The following is an 18,891-nucleotide window of genomic DNA, read 5'->3' on the forward strand; positions in this document are numbered from 1 at the left end:
TATGTAATTTTACAGTCTTGAAATTTTAAAACTATGCACGTAGCAATTGCCGGAAATATTGGCGCAGGTAAAACCACTTTAACCCAATTATTAGCAAAACATTATAACTGGGATCCTCATTTCGAGTCTGTTGATGAAAATCCTTATTTAGATGATTTTTATGGAGAAATGGAAAGATGGTCTTTTAACCTACAAGTTTTCTTTTTAAATAGCCGTTTTCGTCAAGTTTTAGAATTAAGAAAATCTGGTAAAAAAATAATTCAAGACAGAACTATTTACGAAGATGCTCATATTTTCGCACCTAATTTACATGCAATGGGCTTAATGACAAATCGTGACTTTAGTAACTATTCATCATTATTTGAGTTAATGGAAAATTTGGTAACACCACCAGATTTATTAATTTACCTACGCGCTGACATTTCTACTTTAGTTGGTCAAATACACAAACGTGGTCGTGAATACGAAAACTCAATTAGTATTGATTATTTAAGCCGATTAAACGAACGTTACGAAGCTTGGATAAGTAAATATACTAAAGGAAAGTTGTTAATTATTGACGTTGACAATTTAGATTTCGTTAAAAACCAAGAAGATTTAGGCTCAATAATAGATAAAATAGACGCACAAATTAACGGTTTATTCTAAACTTCTTTTAAATTCACTTAATAAAATAGCTGTTGCTGTAGCAACATTTAAACTTTCTGTTTGTTGTATTTCTCCAAACCTTGGTATCGTTAACTTATGCTTTACAATTTCTGAGACTTCTTTAGAAATTCCATTAGCTTCATTCCCCATAACTAAAATCGCTTTTTCAGGCAGCGATGTTTTATAAACATTACTACCTTCCATATCTGCTGTATAAACAGGCAACTGAGCGTTTGATAAAAATTCTGGTAAATCAGTATAAGAAATGTTAACCCTTGTTAAAGAACCCATAGTAGATTGCACAACTTTTTGATTATAACAATCAACTGTATTTTTCGAACAAACTAACTGAGAAATACCAAACCAATCACACAAACGAATTATAGTTCCTAAATTACCAGGATCATTCACTTCATCTAAAGCTACAGTAAAGTTTTCCTTATTTACATTATTATTTTCGGGTATTTTAAATAATCCTAAAACTTTATTAGGATTTTTTAATGTACTTATTTTTTTTAACTCTATGTCAGAAACAATTGTAACTGAAACTCTATTAGGTACCAAAAAAGATTCATCTGTAGTAAAAACATGTGATACTTCAATAGTAGAACTTAACAATTCTTCTACTACTTTTACACCTTCAGCTACAAATAAATTATGCTTCTGTCTATACTTTTTTTGCTGTAAACTTGTTATTAACTTCAGATTGTTTTTAGATAAACTCATTAATTTTTTTTTAACACATTATAACCACTAAAAAACAGTATTTTTGGTATTCAAAACACGAGGCGTAAAGTTAATGAAAAAACTTTCTTTCTTCTTTTTATTAGTAATATTATTCAGTTCGTGCAGTACGATAAAGTATGTAAAAGAAAATGAGTTACTGCTATCAAAAAACACTATTTATGTTGATAGCATAAAAAACTCAGATGAAAACATTACTGAATTTCTTCTACAACAACCTAATGCTAAAGCTTTAGGTATACCGTTATCTTTATATTTTTATAATCTAGGAAATCCTGATGGCCCAAAAACCCCAAGTGAATGGGGTAAAAAACATTTAAAAACCTATTCTTTTTTTAAGAAAAGCTTTTCAGAAAAGCAAAGTATTTCTGTTGCTAAAACTTTTATTGGTCTAAATCAATGGTTTTTAAATAGTGGTCAAGCACCGATTATTATTGATGATAAAAAGACAAGAAAAACAATAGCTAGTCTAACTTCTTATTTTCTAACAGAAGGTTATTTTAAATCAAAAATCACTTCAAAAAAAGACACTATTAGTGAAAGAAAAGGAGAGATCTCTTATTTTATCGCCAAAGGAAACCCTTCTTTTTTAGGCACAATTAGCTCTAAAATATCTTCTCCTGTATTAAATTCTTTATATAGTCAATCAAAACAAAAAAGTTTTCTTAAATCTGGTAACCAGTATAAAGATGGTAATTTCATTAAAGAAGCAAACCGTTTAGTAAAGTTATTTAGAAACAAAGGAGTATATCATTTTAATGAAAATTATATTTCATTTGAAATTGATACGCTCGTAGACTCTGAAAAAACAGCTGTTGAAATTAACATTTCAGACAGAATTATTCCTTTTAAAATTCAAAAAATAAAAAAAATTAATATTTATACTGACTACACCTATAATAAAAGAGATTCAGTTCATAATGATACAATGCAATATAAAGGCTTTAATTTTTATGCTCACAAAAAATTAAAATACAATCCAAAATACTTATCTCAATCATTATTTATTAAACCTAATACAGTTTATAGTGATTCATTAAAAAATTTAACAAGAACACATCTAAGGGGTTTAAAAAACTTTAAATCGACCTCTATTCGTTATAATGAATTAAGTGACGATGAACTAGAAGCTAATATTTTTTTAACACCTATTGAAAAATACACTTTAGGTTTTGATACAGAATTATCTCGTTCAAACATTCGTAATTTCGATGTTTCTTTAAAATTTTCTTTAATAAATAGAAATACATTTAAAGGTGCTGAAATTTTTAAATTTTCAACCTTCGGTTCTTATTTTAATTCAAACAATGGTCCTGGTTGGGAAATTGGTGCTGACGTTTCTTTAGAAGTTCCTCGTTTTATGGCTCCTTTCGGTTTACATAAGTTTGTTCCTAAGAGAATGTCTCCTAGAACAAAATTTTTCGTTGGTGGAGGTATTCAGAAAAATATAGGTCTAGATAAGCAAAACATTTCTGTTGGTTTAGATTACAAATGGAATTTTAACAAAAAAAAGTCTATCCAATTAGAATTATTTAATACCCAATATATTCGAAACTTAAATGTTGAAAATTATTTTAATGTTTACTCTTCAGAATATTCAAAACTAAAAGAAGTAGATAATGCAACTCCAGCACATACATTACCTTCAAGTAACTCGCCAAATGTTTTGCAATTTATGAGAAATGTTATTAATGATACTTCTTTTGCTTCTACAAATCCTTTAGAGTATCAAAGTAACCTTAACATTTTTAATAGGTATAACATTATTACTTCAGATTTTTTAATTCCAGAAATCGCATATAGCTTCACATATAATAATCAAGAAAACATTAAGGATGCTAATTTTTCTTTTTTTAAACTGAGAATTGCCAACTCTGGAAATGTTATGGGGCTATTATCAAAAAAAATAAATAGTAGAGGTCAAAAAACTGTTTTTAAAATACCAATTGCACAATATTTTAAAACGGATCTTGAATATAAAAAGTATTGGAACTTAGGTAACAATACTGTATTGGCTCATAGAACTTTTTTAGGAGCTATTATTACTTACGATAAATCAAGCATTCCTTTTTCTCGTAGTTATTTTGCTGGAGGATCGAATGATATTAGGGCTTGGAGAACCTACGACTTAGGACCAGGTGCTCGACAACCTGGATTAGAATACAATATTGGTAGTTTAAAATTTTTATCAAGTTTCGAATATCGGTTCGATTTATTAGGTTCTTTAAAAGGAGCATTATTTGTTGATGCTGGTAATATTTGGGACATTACCAATTCTCAATATATAGAAGAAACTTCTAAATTTAAAAACATTAAATCGTTAACCAATATGGCAGTTGGTACTGGTTTTGGTTTTAGATATGATTTTAAGTTTTTAATAGCCCGATTAGACCTAGGTTTAAAAGTACATGAACCTTATCTAAACAATAATAACAAATGGTTTAAAAACTTCAATTTCTCAAGTTCTGTTTTAAATATTGGTATTAACTACCCTTTCTAACTATAACGTTATCGCTAAAAACTATTACATTTTTACTAAAAAAGTGTAAATTTGTCGTTCAAAACAACCATTAACTAAAAATTAAATAATGATAAAAGCTGGAGTCGCAACTGGAAAAGAAGTACAAGAAATATTTCAATTAGCTAAAGATAAAAGCTTCGCTTTACCTGCTGTGAATGTTGTAGGTTCTAATACCGTAAATACCGTTTTAGAAACCGCTAAAGAATTAAACTCTCCTGTAATTATTCAATTTTCTAATGGAGGAGCGCAATTTAATGCTGGTAAAGGATTGTCTAATGAAAATCATAAAGCTGCTATAGCAGGAGCTGTTGCTGGAGCAAAACATGTTCATTTATTAGCAGAAGCTTATGGTATACCTGTAATTTTGCATACAGATCATGCTGCTAAAAAATTATTACCTTGGATTGATGGTTTACTAGATGCTAGTGAGCAATTTTATAAAGAGACAGGAAAATCTCTTTATAGCTCTCATATGATTGACTTATCAGAAGAGCCTATTGAAGAAAATATTGAAATTTGTAAAGAATATTTAGCTCGTATGAGTAAAATAGGAATGACTTTAGAAATTGAATTGGGTATTACTGGTGGTGAAGAAGATGGTGTAGATAACTCTGATGTAGATGTTTCTAAATTATATACCCAACCTGAAGAAGTAGCTTTTGCTTATGAAGAATTAATGAAAGTAAGCGATCAATTTACAATTGCTGCTGCTTTTGGTAATGTTCATGGTGTTTATAAACCTGGTAATGTAAAATTAACTCCAAAAATTTTAAAGAGCTCTCAAGAATACATTTCAGAGAAATATAATGTACCTAACAATTCAATTGATTTTGTTTTTCATGGAGGATCAGGTTCTACTTTAGAAGAAATTAGAGAAGCTATTGGATACGGTGTTATTAAAATGAATATAGATACTGATTTACAGTACGCCTTTACTGAAGGAGCTCGTGATTATATATTAGAGAAAAAAGAATATTTAGCGAGTCAAATTGGAAATCCTGACGGAGCAGATCAACCAAATAAAAAATATTATGACCCTCGTAAATGGTTACGAGAAGGTGAATTAACTTTTAAAGCCCGCTTAAAAAAGGCTTTTGAAGATTTAAATAATGTAAACACATTATAAGGATTTATAATTTTTATAAAAAAGCACTTAGAACTTTCTAAGTGCTTTTTATTATTTATAAAAGTAAAGTTCATAAAAATAATTTACATTTGTCGTCAACTCTTTTTATTAATATGATAAGAGTAATCAATAATCAACAACAAAACATAAACTAAACTATGGCTTGGTTTAAACGTAAAGACAAAGGGATTCAAACCCCAACAGAACAAAAAAAAGATACACCTAAAGGCTTATGGTATAAAACACCAAGCGGTAAGGTAATTGATACTGAAGAACTAAAAAAGAACTTATATGTAAGTCCAGAAGACGGATATCATGTTCGTATTGGAAGTAATGAGTATTTTGAGCTTTTTTTTGATGACAATAAATTTAAAGAATTAAACTCTAAACTTACATCAAAGGATCCTTTAAAATTCGAAGACACTAAAAAATATCCAGATCGTTTAAAAGCAGCTCAGAAAAAAACAGGTTTAAAAGATGCTGTTCGTACAGCTGTAGGAGAATCTAACGGTAAAAATATTGTTATTGCCGCTATGGATTTTGCTTTTATCGGAGGTTCAATGGGAAGTGTTGTAGGAGAAAAAATAGCAAGAGCTATTGATTATTCTATTAAAAACAAACTTCCTTTTTTAATGGTTTCAAAATCTGGAGGTGCACGTATGATGGAGGCTTCTTTATCATTAATGCAATTAGTAAAAACCTCTGCAAAGTTAGCACAATTAGCTGATGCCAAAATTCCGTATATATCATTATGTACTGATCCAACAACAGGAGGAACGACAGCTTCGTTTGCAATGCTAGGAGATATTAACATCGCTGAACCAAATGCTTTGATTGCTTTTGCTGGACCACGTGTTGTAAAAGATACTACTGGTAAAGAATTGCCTGAAGGTTTTCAACGCTCTGAATTTGTTTTAGAACATGGTTTTCTTGATGGAATTTACGAAAGGAAAGATTTAAAACAACAAGTAAACTTATATATTGATTTAATACAGAATCAACCTGTAAGAGCATAAATTTAAGAGCCAGCAAATGCTGGCTCTTTTGTTTTATTTACACCATAAAAAACACTGATTTCTATACATTTCAAATTAAAAATTATTTGTACATTTGCTGCTTCAATGAATACATCATTGAGTACATAAAAATCATTTAAATAATATTGGAATGTATTTAACAAAAGAAGTAAAAGAAGGATTATTCGAAAAGCACGGTAAAGGTAAAGCTGATACTGGTACTTCGGAAGGACAAATTGCATTGTTCACATTTAGAATCAACCACTTAACAGAGCACTTAAAAAAGAATCGTAAAGATTTTAACACTGAGCGTTCATTAGTAAAAATGGTAGGTAAGCGTAGAAGTTTACTTGATTACTTAAAGAAAACAGAAATCAATAGATATCGTTCGATTATTAAAGAATTAGGAATTAGAAAATAATTTCTTCAAAAAGAGGCTCTATAAACGTGCCTCTTTTTTTTTTCAAAAAAAATTCATTTCTATCTAACTAATAGAAATTTATATAAAAAAACTCAAGATTTTTAACAACAATTTTGAATTTCCATTGCAACAACAAACAATAACAACACAACAACAAACAATTTAAAAATTTAGAATTAAAATTTATGATTCCAAAAGTATTTAGAGAGGTCATTGACCTTGGAGATGGAAGAACCATCTCATTAGAAACGGGTAAGTTAGCAAAACAAGCTCATGGTTCGGTTGTTGTTCAAATGGGAAAAGCAATGTTATTATGTACAGTTGTATCTAGCTATAAAGCGGGTACAGTTGATTTTTTACCTTTAACGGTAGATTATAGAGAAAAATTTGCTGCTGCAGGTAGATATCCTGGAGGTTTCTTTAAAAGAGAAGCAAGACCAAGTGATGGAGAGGTATTAACAATGCGTTTAGTAGACCGTGTTTTACGTCCGTTATTTCCAAAAGATTATCATTCTGAAGTACAAGTAATGATTCAATTAATGTCTCATGATGAAGATGTTATGCCAGATGCTTTAGCAGGTTTAGCAGCTTCTGCAGCAATACAATTATCTGATTTCCCTTTCGAATGCCCTATTTCTGAAGCACGTGTTGCAAGAGTAAATGGTGAATTCGTAATCAACCCAAATAGAGCACAATTAGCTGAATCTGATATCGATATGATGATTGGAGCTTCTGCTGATTCTGTAATGATGGTTGAAGGTGAAATGGATGAAATTTCTGAAGAAGAAATGGCTGATGCAATTAAATTTGCTCACGAATCTATTAAAATACAATGTGCTGCTCAAGTTCGTTTAGCTGAAGCTTTTGGAAAAAAAGAAACAAGAGAATACGAAGGAGAAAGAGAAGATGAAGAATTAGCAACAAAAATAAATGACTTTTGTTACGACAAATGTTATGCTATTGCTAAAAAGGGTACTTCTAAAGTAGAACGCTCAACTGCTTTTGCTGAAGTAAAAGAAGAATTAAAAGCTACTTTTAGTGAAGAAGAGTTAGAAGATTACGGAGACTTAGTTAGTAAGTACTTCAATAAATCTCAAAAATCAGCTGTAAGAGAATTAACTTTAGCTGAGGGGTTACGTTTAGACGGACGTAAAACTGATGAAATTAGACCTATTTGGTGTGAGGTAGATTATTTACCATCAACACACGGTTCTTCGATATTTACTCGTGGAGAAACGCAAGCATTAGCTACAGTTACTTTAGGTACATCAAGAGATGCTAACAAAATAGATATGCCATCTTACGAAGGTGAAGAAAATTTCTATTTACACTATAACTTCCCTCCTTTTTGTACAGGTGAAGCAAGACCATTAAGAGGAACTTCAAGAAGAGAAGTTGGTCATGGTAACTTGGCTCAACGTGGATTAAAAGGAATGATCCCTGACGATTGTCCTTATACAGTAAGAGTTGTATCTGAAGTTTTAGAATCTAACGGTTCTTCTTCAATGGCTACCGTATGTGCAGGTACAATGGCATTAATGGATGCGGGTGTTAAAATGACAAGACCAGTTTCAGGTATTGCAATGGGATTAATTTCTGACGGAGATCGTTACGCAGTTTTATCTGATATTTTAGGTGATGAAGATCATTTAGGAGATATGGACTTTAAAGTAACTGGTACTTCTGAAGGAATTACTGCTTGTCAAATGGATATTAAAGTAAAAGGATTAGGTTACGAAATTTTAGTGAACGCACTAAAACAAGCTCGTGATGGTCGTTTACATATTTTAGGAAAATTAACTGATACGATTGCTCAATCTAACGAAGAGGTTAAAGAACATGCTCCTAAAATGATTAACAGACGTATTCCTAATGATATGATTGGTGCATTTATTGGACCAGGTGGTAAGCATATTCAAGAATTACAGAAAGAAACAGGAACTACTATTGTAATTACTGAAGATGCTGTAACTGAAGAAGGAATTATCGAAATTTTAGGAACTGATCCTGCAGGAATTGAAAAAGTTACTGCTCGTATCGAATCTATGTTATTTAAACCTGAAGTTGGTAGCGCTTACGAAGTAAAAGTAATAAAAATGTTAGATTTCGGTGCTGTCGTAGAATACGTTGAAGCTCCAGGAAACGAAGTTTTATTACACGTAAGTGAATTAGCTTGGGAACGTACAGAGAATGTTTCTGATGTAGTTAAAATGGGAGACGTTTTTGACGTAAAATACTTTGGTATAGATTCTAGAACACGTAAAGAAAAAGTTTCTCGTAAAGCATTGTTACCTAAACCTGAAGGTTACGTAGCAAGACCACCTAGAGATGACAAACGTTCTGGTGGGCGTGATAACAGAAGCAGAGACAATCGTCGTGATGATAGAAAGCCTCGAGAAGACAGAAAACCAAGAGAAGAAAAAAAATAATCTTTCTCTTATAAAATTAAAAAAGGCAACCATTATGGTTGCCTTTTTTTATTCAAAATTTATTACTGAAAAAAGCTTTCCTTCTTACTAAAGAGTATGTTGTTAGATCATCCCCAATAACCAACCTATCATAAACTTTACTTTAAAAGAGGGTATGCTATATAAAAACAAGAATAGACCATTTTACCCTACTTAATTTTTAAAATCAATTTTCTAAATAATTCTTTTTTAAAGCATATTTGGTTAAACCTGCAATATTCCTAACATTTAGTTTAATCATAAGGTTTTTTCTATAACTCTCTATTGTATGCTTGCTCAAAAATAATTTATCTGCTATTTCCTGTGTTGTAAACTCTTGAGCAATAAAAGTAATTACCTGTTTTTCTCTTTCTGTTAACTTTACACCTTCTTCTTTTTTTTTTGACAATCTATTCTCTAAATAAATTTCTTTTATCTCTCTTGAAAAATATTTTTCTCCATTTAAAATTGTTCGGATAGCCCTAGACAACTCTTCTTTTTCTGCATTTTTAGGTACATAACCATCTACATCATCATTTATTAGAGTATCTATCATTTTAGCATTCAAATGCATACTAACTACTAATGTTTTAACAGCCTCTTTTTTCTCTTTAATTGCCTTATTTAATGCTATACCATCAACTTTAGGCATTGTAATATCTGTAATAACAAGGTCTATTTTTTTATCCTTATTATTTTCCATGTACTTTAAAATTTCTGCTCCATCTTTACCAGTGAACAGAATACAATACTCTTTTATAGATTCAAAAATACTTTGCAAACCATCTAAGAACATTTTATGATCGTCTACTATAATTAAATTATACTTCATATTTATTATCTATTTCTATATTAATAATAGTTCCTCTTCCTTTTCTTGAATCAATTAATAATTGTCCGTGTATTTTACTTAACCTACTTTTTATGTTGGTATATCCCAAACCTTCTTTTTGTTCTGAAGGTTTAAATCCTACTCCGTTATCTTCAAAAAGAATATTTAATATTTGTTCATCTGACAAACTTATACTCAATTCCATAAATGATGCACCTGCATGCTTAAGAGTGTTTGTAATTAATTCTTGAATGATTTTAAATACTTCTGATTTCACCTCTTCAGCCAACTCATCTATTATCTGTTTTGGATATATTGTTAAAGAAGTAATTATATCACTTGAACTTCCTATATTATTTAAATATGTTTCAATTGTATCACAAAACTTACTAGCCTCTTTCCTTTTAGGAATCAGTGAGTGAGATATATTTCTTACCTCTTTATAAGTATCATCTATTTGAATACGAACCTTTTTTATATGATCTATATTAGAAACTTTAGGACTACCTAACTGAAGCTTAATAGCCGCTAAATTTCCCCCAATACTATCGTGTAATTCTTGCGCTATTCTTTCCCTTTCTATATCTCTCCCTTCTATATTGGCTTTAATTAGTTCTAATTCTTTTTCTTTATATAATGTTCTTACTTTTTGTGAATTTACCTCTTTATCTTTTTTATTTAGCTCACTTTGTGCTTGAAGTCTTAAATAATAATTAATTAGCAACCCTATCACAGCTACAAGGATAATTAAAAAAGATATTAATATATATTTTTTGTTATTTTTTTCAGTTTTTAAATTAACCTCTTGTATCTCTTGATCTTTTTTAAGTAAAACTATCTCTTTTTCTTTTTTAATAGTTTCGTATTTAACTTCTAATTCATTAATCTTTTCTTCTTTTTCTAATCTAGAAATAGAGTCTTTTATTTTGAAGTACTTTGAATTGTGGTAAAAAGCTTCTTTATAATTTAATTGTTCTAATGCTATTATCTTTAACTTTTCATAAAGTTTTTGTTGCTGTCCTAATAATTTGAATTCTAAAGCATCTTTAAGTGCAATACTGTAAACTAGACGGGCATTTTTATAATCTTTTAAATAAATCATTATATTACCAATACCGATACTAGCTTCAATTTTCAATTGATGAAACCCTTCTTCGTCACTTATTGTTATTACTTCTCTATAAAGTTTTTTTGCTTTATTTATTTTCTTTTGCTTTTCTGCATTATCTGCTAAGTTTAAAAGAATTGTTGACATAGCTTTTACATTATTTTCTACCAAACTCATGTCATATGCTTTTTTTAGATAATCATTAGAAGCCTTATAATCTTTAAGTTCCCCATAAATCATTCCTATATTTATATAACTACCGTATATAATTTCTTTATCTTCTGTATAAGCTAAACATTCTTTAAAAGCACTTAATGCTTTTAAAGAATTCTTATCATTATAATACACCAAAGCTAATCCATGCGTATTAGCATAGTAGAAATATTTTTCATTAAATTTATGAGCTTCTTCAATACCTTTTATATACCACTTTTTACTTTCATTAAGTAACCCTTTTTTACTATAATTTTTTCCTAAAAGATTATAAATAGTTGATTTTCGTTTAGCTTTTAAAGAATCTCCTCCTTCTGTATTAAAACTAAGAGATTCTTTTGCGTAAATTATTGAAGAATCTACAGCTAATTTTCTATTAAAATAGTACGCTAATATCATACTACTATTCATTAAAGCATACTTAGATTTAGTTGTTTTTTTTAAATCTTTAGCGATTATATACGCTTTCTCTTCTTCATTATTATTTAATAAATGAATAGCCTCATAAATCAATTCTTTTTCACTCTTTATTCCGTTTTCTTTTAATCGATTGGTTTGACAAATACTTACTTTCGTATATAAAAATGAACACACTACAAAACACTTAAAAATAAATTTAACCATAATCAAAAATAGTCATTTATATAAATATATAAAATCACTACGACAAGAATATAACTGTAATAAAGATCAAAAAACTTTATTAGAAACAAATGAATTCCTAGATGCTTTTTGTTTCTTTGCATTCTATATATTATGTAATTGAAAATACAGAGAACAACATATTTTTCTTTAGGCACCAATGAAGGTGGTAAGCTAAGTAATTTACAGGAAGCTATAAATTTAATTTACCAAGAAATTGGAGTTATTTTAAAAATTGCATCAGTTTATGAAACTCCTTCTTTTGGGTTTACTGGTAATAATTTTTACAATACTTGTATTAAAGTATCTACCCATCTTCCTCCTGAGCAATTAATTTCAAAGTTATTATCTATTGAAAAAAAGATCGGAAGAATTCGAACTAATAGTAATGAATACACTAATAGGGTTATTGACATTGATGTCTTACTTTTTGATGATGAAGTTATTTTTTCAGAAAACCTTATCGTACCTCATCCACGAATGTTAGATCGTAAATTTGTTTTAGTTCCCTTAACTGAAATCGCTAAAAAAACAGTTCATCCAATAGAAAGAAAACCACTATCTGTTTGTTTAAATAACTGTTCTGATGATTCAATTATTTCTGTACTTGAAAAGCAACTTGTAAGACCTATACCTATTACTGAAAAATATAATTATATTGCTATTGAAGGAAATATTGGGGCTGGAAAAACATCTTTAGCTAAAATGATGTCTGACGAATTTAACACAAAAACGGTGTTAGAACGTTTTGCCGACAATCCTTTTTTACCAAAATTCTATGAAGATAATGAACGCTATGCTTTTCCTTTAGAGATGAGTTTTTTAGCTGACAGATATCAACAATTAACAGATGACTTAGCACAATTTGATTTATTTAAAAATTTTATAATTTCAGATTATTATATTTTCAAATCATTAATTTTTGCACAAGTCACTTTACAAAAAGATGAATATAAGTTATACAGAAAAATGTTTGATTTAATGTATAAAGAAATCACTAAACCTGATTTATATATTTATCTATATCAAAATACTGATCGCTTACTAAAAAACATAAAAAAAAGAGGAAGAGATTACGAACAAAACATAGAAGCTGATTATTTACAAAAAATACATGATGGATATATTAATTTCATTAAAACGCAACCTAATTTAAACATCTTAATTATTGATGTTTCTGATTTAGACTTTGTAAAAAATAATAAAGATTATCAATTTGTAATTAATGAGATTAAAAATTACAACGCATAAAAAAAGCAGCTTAAAAGCTGCTTTTTTTATTTCTTTAATTCTAATTTCTCTGCAAAGTAATCACAAAAATCTCGCATTGTAGCACTCATTTTCTCATCATTAGTAGCTCTCTCAAATGAACCAGCCATAGACACCAATGTTTGATGATAAAATTGCTTCATCTCATCTACCGGCATATCTTTCGTCCATAAATCCATACGTAATGTATCTTTTTTCTTATGATCCCAAACAGATAACATTATCGCCTTAGAAGCTTCACCATTAATTCCACCATCTTCAGCATTCCATGTAATTTCTTCAGGAATTTTATTTTCGTCTAAGCCTACTTTAAATATTATTTTCGAAGTATGTTCTATCGCCATTATCTCTTTGGTTTATATTTTGATTTTTTGAAGATTTCCTCCTCACTCGTTTGTAATAATTGCTGCAAAGATACATCATTCTTTTGCATGTACGAACGTACTATTTGCCAACCTACCCATTCTCCTATACCTCCTGGTGATTGGTTATCTTGCTCCATATAAAACTTAGAAAAAGGTGCAATATCTAAAAAACGTTTATCTAACTCTTTATTTGTACTATATAACAAGTTTTTTTCAATAAAATACTTCCAAATTGATTCTTCATTTTTTTCTACCCAATCAAACTTAACTTGCGTGTAACCAATTTTTATTTTGTCTGATATCGTTGGTAAATAAGCATCTAATAAATACATTTTTTTTCCTTTATAAATCATTTTATCTATAAAACTTCGTTGTTTGGATGGAAAAAAGTGCGCTTCTATTATTGATTCCGCCACATCTACGATAATACGTTCTTTCTCATTATTCTGCTTTACATATGCTGGATAATCGTTATAAAACTTATGCTCCTTACCGAGATAGGCATCTAAAGAAATTAATAACAGACTATCAGAATACACAATTCTATTATCGTAGTCAATATTCGTAAGCATTGTTATTACTTTCGGGCTTTTAAATTTAGGGTTATAATACTTTAAATGCTTAAAAAAAGAAGTTAACTCCCCCCTTAAATCATCTAGAGTATTATATACTTTTTGTGTTTCAACATACAATTCTCTTTCATCTTTATTATTTAACTTATTTACCCAAATACTGTCAGGCTGAGAAGGAAATAAAAATGGATATATTTTTTTTGTTTTTTCTAAATCTTCAGGTTCTGTATTATAAAAATCTATATCAAAACGATCTATAATCGTGTTAACCTTAATATTAGACACGTCAACTTCTAAATTAAAAGCAACCTCTTTTTTACAAGAATTTAATCCTAAAACTAAAACACAAAGTGTTAAAAATTTTCTCATGAACTTTAGTATATTTACATTCAAATTTTACAACGCCGAAATTACTAAAATAGTTTATATGAATATTATATAAACTCTTATAAAATATATTTGATTATGAATACACCTAAAGTTTCAGAACACATTATACAATGGTTAAAAGACTATGCAACTAACTCAGGAGTTAAGGGATTTGTAGTTGGTATTTCTGGTGGCATTGATAGTGCTGTAACCTCAACTTTATGTGCTAAAACAGGTTTACCAACTTTATGTATTGAATTACCTATTCATCAAGCAGAAAGTCAAGTAAATAGAGCAAATGAGCATATTAAACAACTAAAAGAACGTTTTAGTAATGTTTCTGAGGCTGAAGTAAATTTAACAACCACTTTTGAAGATTTTAAAACGGTAGTTCCTAAAATTGAACCTTCTGCAAAAACAGCCTTAGCTTTAGCTAATACTCGAGCTCGTTTACGTATGACAACACTGTATTACTTTGCTGGACTACATGGTTTATTAGTTACTGGAACCGGTAATAAAGTAGAAGATTTCGGAGTAGGTTTTTACACTAAATATGGTGATGGAGGAGTTGATTTAAGTCCAATAGCTGATTTGGTAAAATCTGAGGTTTTTGCTTTAGGTGAATATCTAGAAGTACCTAACTCTATTCAAAAAGCACAACCAACAGATGGTCTGTTTGGTGATAGTAGGACTGACGAAGAGCAAATCGGAGCTTCATACGATGAATTAGAATGGGCTATGAAAATGCAAAACACAGGAAAAACAATCATTGATTTTTCTGATAGAGAATTAGAAGTATTTAAAATATATACGCGCCTAAATCGAATTAATCAACATAAGATGATTCCTATTCCTGTTTGTGAAATACCTAGTAACTTAAAGTAAGTTTACTAACATCATTTGACGTTTAATTTTTTGGTATGCTTGCTTTTTGTATCCGTTAGATATTCTAAAAGGCAATATTATAAATAGTCTTAATAGTTCAAAAAATTGTAGCACTCTTTTCATAATTGTTTTTCTTTCTTTTTTCGAAACAAAATTACAAAAAAAAACACAATTATAAAATTTTGTTAAATTTCTAAAAAATATTAGATTAAACTACACGATTTAATTTTTCAAAAAGGCGCTTTTTTAAATCTGTATAATTAGATATTTCCTCTAAGTCTAACGCTACATTTTGAGTTTGAACCTCGTGTATTATCTCCTTTATTTTTTCTTCTATTAAAACTCTTCTAATATTTAATATAGCATCAGATACCAATTTAGGAAGTATTTTTTTTGTTTCTGTTACAAATATTTCTTTTCGCTCCCAATCACTTAAAGAGTACTTTTCTTCATCCATTAAAATATTAGTTACCAAACTAGATATATCTTGATTTTCATGCATAATCAATTGATCTATCGAAATTTTTTCATCTTGATTTAATTGATGAACTAGTTGATAATATGTTAATTTAAAAATTTCATTCGCAAATTCAATTTCATCTTCTTGTAAATTTAAATACAACTCATTTGAAACGGTATTTTGATACTCTTCTTTTTCTAAAACTGCGCGACCTTTATCATCTACGACATCTACCCAATTAACAAACTCAACCATCTCATTACCATAAAGTAACAATATTCTTATAATTTCCTTTTCTAAGATATTTAATTGATCAATTTTTTGACGTCCTTTCTTACCTCCTTTTACAAGCCCCATTGAGGTTTTTTCTTCCCTATGAGAGTGTTCTCCTGATGACTGATTTGAATTACGGTTTTGACTCTCTCTATTAGATTTAGCTAAACCTTTATTTAATAATTGTGCTAATTCACTAAATAAAACACGCTCAGAAATATCCATAATATTAGCACATTCTTGTACGTATACTTCTCTTTGAATACCATCGGGTATTTTAGATATACTAGTAACAATATCACGAATTAATCCAGCTTTTTTAACAGGATCATTTGCTGCGTCTTTCATCAATAAAGACACTTTAAATTCGATAAAATCTTGTGATTTCTCTTCTAAAAATTCTTTTAATTCTTTTGTTGAATGTGATTTCGCAAAACTATCAGGATCTTCTCCTTCTGGAAATGAAACAACTTTTACGTTCATTCCTTGTTCTAGAATTAAATCAATACCTCTAATAGAAGCCCTAATTCCTGCCGCATCACCATCAAATAATACAGTAATATTTTTAGTTAAACGATTTACTAATCTAATTTGGTCGGATGTTAACGCAGTACCTGAAGATGCAACTACATTTTCAATTCCTGATTGGTAAAAAGAAATTACATCTGTATATCCTTCAACTAAATAACAATTATCTTGTTTTGCGATTTCTTTCTTAGCATGATAAATTCCATATAAAATTTTACTCTTATGGTAAATGTCACTTTCTGGTGAGTTTAAATATTTTGCAGCTTTTTTATCATTAGTTAGTATTCTACCTCCAAAACCCAAAATACGTCCAGACATACTGTGTATTGGAAATAATACACGTCCTTTGAATCGATCAAACTTTTTAAGTTGTGGGCCTCCTTCTTTTACGATTGTTAACCCTGTAGATTTTAAATATTTTAAATCATAACCTTTTGCTAATGCTGCATCTGTAAAATTACTCCACTCATCTTTACAATATCCTAAATCGAATTTCTCTATAATATCCTCCCTAAAACCTCTTTCTTTGAAATAAGACAATCCTATTGCTCTTCCTTTCTGAGTGTTCATTAGCACATCATGAAAGTAATCTTTAGCAAATTTAGATGCTAAAAACATACTCTCTCGCTCATTCATCTGCTCTTTTTGCTCGTCAGACTGCTCCGTTTCTTCTATTTCAATATTATATTTTTTAGCTAACCACTTTATAGCTTCAGGATATGTATAATGCTCATGTTCCATTAAAAAAGAAACTGCATTCCCTCCTTTACCTGTACTAAAATCTTTCCAAATTTGTTTTACAGGCGATACCATAAACGATGGAGTTCGTTCATCTGTAAATGGACTTAAGCCTTTAAAACTACTTCCAGATTTTTTAAGTTGTACAAACTCCCCTATTACTTCCTCTACTTGGGATGCTTCAAAAACTTTTTCTATTGTTTGTTGCGTTATCATATAATGTAAAATACAGCCTACAAATATACTCGTTTAGATGTTCTTTTGTTAAAAATAAATATGTTAACCTTTTATTTGTTAAAAACATATAAATATATAGTTTTGTTAAAATTTTTTATCATGAAAAAAACTGTATCCCACTTTCTTTTATTTTTATTAACCTTTAACGTATTTTCTCAGGAAACCATTGCTATTAAAGACATTGGACTTGAAGAATGTTTGATTGATTTAGATATCGATTCTAATGGTTTAAATGGAAATATTTTGGTGAGTGATGCCAAATATGTTGTTAATTTAAATATTAATGATCCAATAACAAACAAATTACTACCTAACGTACATTCTAAAATTAAAAACTTAGGTGGTCTTGAACACTTTCCTAACTTAAAACGTTTAGATTGTTTTGGAAACGAAATTACTGAAATAGACTTATCAAAAAGTACATCTATTACTTTTTTAAACTGTAGTGAAAATAAAATAGAACGTTTAGATCTTAGTAATAATACTGAATTAGTATATGTAAGTTGTGACGGAAACAAATTAAATTCTTTAATTATTGGAGATAATCCTAACCTTAAGAGTTTATACACTAGTTTTAATGAACTCACAACTTTAGATGTTAAAGCTTGTACTGAGTTAGAAAGCTTAGATACAACAGGAAACCAAATGAATAGTATTATTGTTAATGACACGCAACTTAACAAAATACCTGAGGGATGGTATAAAGACGAAAATGCTGTGTACACAAAAAATGCAAACAGTATAAAAAGTGTTCATGAAGAAAGTGTTAAAGAAGAAAGCAAACCTACTACTTCTATAGCTGTTCAATCAAAAACTAAAGTATCACAACCTGTAACAAACAATCAACCTAAAGAAAGTGCTGCTAATTATTATGAAAAATTTCAACTTTCTGTTGTTTCTGAATATGACAAATTAGTACTAGCTACTAGCCATACGCAAAGTAAAAAGAATGAGTTAGCTCAAAAATATAGTTTAAATCCTGAACAACTTTTACAATGGATAACAAAATATTCAGATCTAACAGTTGGAAATAAAAATGTAGCTAAGACAATTAATCCTGGAGCTCCACAAAAATATACTGCGACCTATTATTCAAAATTTAAAAAATCAGCAGTAGATGAGTATGAAAAAGCAATATTAAACCCTGCTTACTTACAAAGTAAAAAAGAAGAGATTCAAAAAAAGTACAATTTAAATTCTCAACAATTTACTAAATGGATTGACTTACTCGGTAATACTGCCCTTAAAACTAAAACAATACAATCATCAGAAAGTACTGAAAGTTATTATGATAAATTTAAAAAATCTGTTGTTAATGAATACGACTCTTTGGTTTTAAACGCTTCTTATATACAAACTAAAAAACTAGAAGTACAACAAAAATATAGTATAACTGCCAATCAACTTACTGAATGGATTAGTAAACATAGTAAAATTAAAAAGCACTAAAACTTTTTTACTATTGCACAAAAAAGCA

Annotated in this window: 15 protein-coding genes; 9 read left to right on the forward strand and 6 right to left on the reverse strand. The window is 29.1% G+C overall.

What is annotated here, in order from left to right:
• Positions 1 to 33 precede the first annotated feature (33 nt).
• A complete protein-coding gene (locus H518_RS0104275) occupies positions 34 to 648 on the forward strand; it encodes a deoxynucleoside kinase (RefSeq protein ID WP_028887917.1) in 615 nt (204 codons plus the stop codon).
• Here H518_RS0104275 and H518_RS0104280 read toward each other — a convergent pair.
• Entirely contained in the window at positions 640 to 1,374 is a 735-nt protein-coding gene (locus H518_RS0104280) for a TrmH family RNA methyltransferase (RefSeq protein ID WP_028887918.1), read from the reverse strand. The genes H518_RS0104275 and H518_RS0104280 overlap by 9 nt on opposite strands.
• A gap of 73 nt (positions 1,375 to 1,447) precedes the next feature.
• Between H518_RS0104280 and tamL the strand changes: the two genes are divergently transcribed.
• The 5 genes from tamL (at position 1,448) to H518_RS0104310 (ending at position 8,905) form a co-directional block, all read left to right on the forward strand.
• A complete protein-coding gene (gene tamL / locus H518_RS0104285; RefSeq protein ID WP_028887919.1) occupies positions 1,448 to 3,892 on the forward strand; it encodes a translocation and assembly module lipoprotein TamL in 2,445 nt (814 codons plus the stop codon).
• 88 nt (positions 3,893 to 3,980) lie between these two features.
• Complete coding sequence (gene fbaA, locus H518_RS0104290; RefSeq protein ID WP_028887920.1) at positions 3,981 to 5,039, forward strand: class II fructose-bisphosphate aldolase; 1,059 nt, start codon at positions 3,981 to 3,983, stop codon at positions 5,037 to 5,039.
• Positions 5,040 to 5,197: 158 nt separating this feature from the next.
• Positions 5,198 to 6,055, forward strand: coding sequence for an acetyl-CoA carboxylase, carboxyltransferase subunit beta (gene accD / locus H518_RS0104295; protein WP_028887921.1), 858 nt, complete (start codon positions 5,198 to 5,200; stop codon positions 6,053 to 6,055).
• 151 nt (positions 6,056 to 6,206) lie between these two features.
• Complete coding sequence (gene rpsO / locus H518_RS0104305) at positions 6,207 to 6,476, forward strand: 30S ribosomal protein S15 (protein WP_028887922.1); 270 nt, start codon at positions 6,207 to 6,209, stop codon at positions 6,474 to 6,476.
• Positions 6,477 to 6,661: 185 nt separating this feature from the next.
• On the forward strand, positions 6,662 to 8,905 hold the full coding sequence (locus tag H518_RS0104310) for a polyribonucleotide nucleotidyltransferase (protein ID WP_028887923.1): 2,244 nt from the start codon (positions 6,662 to 6,664) through the stop codon (positions 8,903 to 8,905).
• Between the two features lie 205 nt (positions 8,906 to 9,110).
• On the opposite strand, the gene H518_RS0104315 is transcribed toward H518_RS0104310, so the two are convergent.
• Positions 9,111 to 9,755, reverse strand: coding sequence for a response regulator transcription factor (locus H518_RS0104315; RefSeq protein ID WP_028887924.1), 645 nt, complete (start codon positions 9,753 to 9,755; stop codon positions 9,111 to 9,113).
• Positions 9,745 to 11,670, reverse strand: a complete 1,926-nt coding sequence (locus tag H518_RS19215) for a tetratricopeptide repeat-containing sensor histidine kinase (RefSeq protein ID WP_162143103.1) — start codon at positions 11,668 to 11,670, stop codon at positions 9,745 to 9,747. Before H518_RS19215 ends, H518_RS0104315 begins: the two co-directional genes overlap by 11 nt.
• A 168-nt stretch (positions 11,671 to 11,838) precedes the next feature.
• Here H518_RS19215 and folK point away from each other — a divergent pair, with 168 nt between their 5' ends.
• A complete protein-coding gene (gene folK, locus H518_RS0104325) occupies positions 11,839 to 12,969 on the forward strand; it encodes a 2-amino-4-hydroxy-6-hydroxymethyldihydropteridine diphosphokinase (protein WP_028887925.1) in 1,131 nt (376 codons plus the stop codon).
• Between the two features lie 26 nt (positions 12,970 to 12,995).
• Here folK and gldC read toward each other — a convergent pair whose 3' ends face one another.
• Together gldC and gldB are read right to left on the reverse strand one after the other, a co-directional pair.
• The gene (gldC, locus tag H518_RS0104330; RefSeq protein WP_028887926.1) at positions 12,996 to 13,331 is read right to left on the reverse strand and encodes a gliding motility protein GldC; all 336 of its coding nucleotides are present in this window, start codon (positions 13,329 to 13,331) and stop codon (positions 12,996 to 12,998) included.
• The gene (gldB, locus tag H518_RS0104335) at positions 13,331 to 14,293 is read right to left on the reverse strand and encodes a gliding motility lipoprotein GldB (protein ID WP_028887927.1); all 963 of its coding nucleotides are present in this window, start codon (positions 14,291 to 14,293) and stop codon (positions 13,331 to 13,333) included. Before gldB ends, gldC begins: the two co-directional genes overlap by 1 nt.
• A gap of 96 nt (positions 14,294 to 14,389) precedes the next feature.
• Between gldB and nadE the strand changes: the two genes are divergently transcribed.
• A complete protein-coding gene (nadE, locus tag H518_RS0104340; RefSeq protein WP_028887928.1) occupies positions 14,390 to 15,178 on the forward strand; it encodes an NAD(+) synthase in 789 nt (262 codons plus the stop codon).
• A gap of 208 nt (positions 15,179 to 15,386) precedes the next feature.
• Here nadE and dnaG read toward each other — a convergent pair whose 3' ends face one another.
• Positions 15,387 to 17,393, reverse strand: a complete 2,007-nt coding sequence (dnaG, locus tag H518_RS0104350) for a DNA primase (protein ID WP_028887929.1) — start codon at positions 17,391 to 17,393, stop codon at positions 15,387 to 15,389.
• A 120-nt stretch (positions 17,394 to 17,513) separates the two neighbouring features.
• On the opposite strand from dnaG, the gene H518_RS20385 reads away from it, so the two are divergent.
• Positions 17,514 to 18,863: a hypothetical protein gene (locus H518_RS20385; RefSeq protein ID WP_028887930.1), complete on the forward strand. Its 1,350-nt coding sequence runs from the start codon at positions 17,514 to 17,516 to the stop codon at positions 18,861 to 18,863.
• Positions 18,864 to 18,891 lie beyond the last annotated feature (28 nt).

The sequence above is a fragment of the Tenacibaculum ovolyticum DSM 18103 genome (assembly GCF_000430545.1).
GTDB lineage: Bacteria > Bacteroidota > Bacteroidia > Flavobacteriales > Flavobacteriaceae > Polaribacter > Polaribacter ovolyticus.

Excerpts from the sequence above, each read along its gene's own strand:
- gldB (WP_028887927.1), bottom strand. The coding sequence starts at position 14,293 with ATGAGAAAATTTTTAACACTTTGTGTTTTAGTTTTAGGATTAAATTCT.
- H518_RS0104275 (WP_028887917.1), top strand. The coding sequence starts at position 34 with ATGCACGTAGCAATTGCCGGAAATATTGGCGCAGGTAAAACCACTTTA.
- gldC (WP_028887926.1), bottom strand. The coding sequence starts at position 13,331 with ATGGCGATAGAACATACTTCGAAAATAATATTTAAAGTAGGCTTAGAC.
- nadE (WP_028887928.1), top strand. The coding sequence starts at position 14,390 with ATGAATACACCTAAAGTTTCAGAACACATTATACAATGGTTAAAAGAC.
- accD (WP_028887921.1), top strand. The coding sequence starts at position 5,198 with ATGGCTTGGTTTAAACGTAAAGACAAAGGGATTCAAACCCCAACAGAA.
- rpsO (WP_028887922.1), top strand. The coding sequence starts at position 6,207 with ATGTATTTAACAAAAGAAGTAAAAGAAGGATTATTCGAAAAGCACGGT.
- tamL (WP_028887919.1), top strand. The coding sequence starts at position 1,448 with ATGAAAAAACTTTCTTTCTTCTTTTTATTAGTAATATTATTCAGTTCG.
- fbaA (WP_028887920.1), top strand. The coding sequence starts at position 3,981 with ATGATAAAAGCTGGAGTCGCAACTGGAAAAGAAGTACAAGAAATATTT.
- dnaG (WP_028887929.1), bottom strand. The coding sequence starts at position 17,393 with ATGATAACGCAACAAACAATAGAAAAAGTTTTTGAAGCATCCCAAGTA.
- H518_RS0104280 (WP_028887918.1), bottom strand. The coding sequence starts at position 1,374 with ATGAGTTTATCTAAAAACAATCTGAAGTTAATAACAAGTTTACAGCAA.
- H518_RS0104315 (WP_028887924.1), bottom strand. The coding sequence starts at position 9,755 with ATGAAGTATAATTTAATTATAGTAGACGATCATAAAATGTTCTTAGAT.
- H518_RS20385 (WP_028887930.1), top strand. The coding sequence starts at position 17,514 with ATGAAAAAAACTGTATCCCACTTTCTTTTATTTTTATTAACCTTTAAC.
- H518_RS0104310 (WP_028887923.1), top strand. The coding sequence starts at position 6,662 with ATGATTCCAAAAGTATTTAGAGAGGTCATTGACCTTGGAGATGGAAGA.